The 1402-nt window shown below is 41.7% G+C and carries 2 protein-coding genes; both read left to right on the top strand.

Annotated features, from left to right (window positions below; translation table 11 throughout):
• Nucleotides 1-782, top strand: a 782-nt coding sequence (locus ACTXGL_RS14055; RefSeq protein ID WP_443527304.1) for a YadA-like family protein, incomplete at its 5' end; no start/stop codon positions are given.
• A gap of 58 nt (nt 783-840) precedes the next feature.
• Nucleotides 841-1402 (top strand): hypothetical protein (locus ACTXGL_RS14050; RefSeq protein ID WP_443527303.1); only part of this gene is annotated, 562 nt, incomplete at its 3' end.

Below are 1402 nucleotides of genomic sequence, written 5' to 3'. Positions count from 1 at the left end.
GATTAATGGCAGCAAATACAGCGATTACAGAGAATGCTAACAATCTAACAACGGCCAATGTCGCTATTGCAGAGAATACCGAAGGATTAATAGCAGCAAATACAGCGATTACAGAGAATACCGAAGGCTTAGTAACTGCAAATACAGCGATTGCCAAAAACAAAAGTGACTTGGTAAGTACTGATGCTAACGTTGCTAATCTGGGTTCAGCCGTCCAGCAGAATACTACTAAGATCGCTCAAGGAGTGACGTTTAGTGATGGCAATAGTAGCAATACTTACCAGTTAGGTGACACAGTTGCAGTAAAGAGTACCAACCAAAATCTGTCTGTTCAGACGACAGGGGATGGCATTAGTGTAGGACTAAGTAATGATATTCAGTTGAATAGTATTCGAGTGAACAATGGTCCTAGCATGTCTAGTAATGGCATAAATGCTGCTAATACTAGAATAACTAATGTATCTCCAGGAATTAATTACAACGATGCTGTCAATGTCGGACAGTTATCAAAAGTTTATGAGTACAGCAGACAAGGTGATGAGATCGCCTATAAAGGTATCGCAATGTCAGCGGCGTTGTCTAACGGCTCAGATGCGGTAGCTAGACCTGGTCAGCTATCAGGTATGGTTGGAGTAGGAAGTTTCAAGGGTAACACAGCTATGGCACTTGGGATGACATATCTGAGTAAGGAAAGTAACTATAAGATAACAGGAGGATTTGCATATGCTGGAAGCGACGACATTCTATATCAAGGTGGGCTTGCTTTCGCGATAGGTCGATAACACGTTCTTTCAACACCACAGTTTAGTATTTAATTAAATTATTCAGAGAGGAAATATTATGCAAACCAACTTTCAGCGCAAGCTTTTGGCTATAGCAATTACCACCGCGACAGGTGCATTGTTTGTATCACCAGTTATGGCAGCTGGTACTCCGGGCGTAGTACAATGTGGAGCAGGTGGAGCGGAGACAGTAAACTGTGCTACCAGTTCTACTTTAAACTCGGATTTAATTATTGCAAATGGTAGCAATGGTGGTTCTCTATCGGTAGCAGGTCCAGCTACAATAACAGGTACAACGACGACAAACGGTATTACTAACACTGGTAATATAAGTACAGGTACCATTACTACGACTGGTACGACGACGACCAATGGCATTACAAATACTGGTAATATTACAAATACTGGCAATATTGGCACTAATACCCTCAATGCGACTGGTCAAACGACTACAAATGGTGTTACCAACGCAGGTCTTTTAACCAACAATGGTGCAAGTCAGCTAAATGGTACGCTAGGTGTTACAGGTCAAACAACGACAAGCGGTATTGCCAACACAGGTAATATTACAAATACTGGTAATATTGGCACTAATACCCTTAATGCGACTGGTCAAACGA

This window comes from Psychrobacter sp. T6-6 (genome assembly GCF_052258185.1).
Taxonomy (GTDB): Bacteria; Pseudomonadota; Gammaproteobacteria; order Pseudomonadales; family Moraxellaceae; genus Psychrobacter.
The sequence above is the reverse complement of the archived record's forward strand: the minus strand, read 5'-3'. Positions and strand labels throughout refer to the sequence as shown.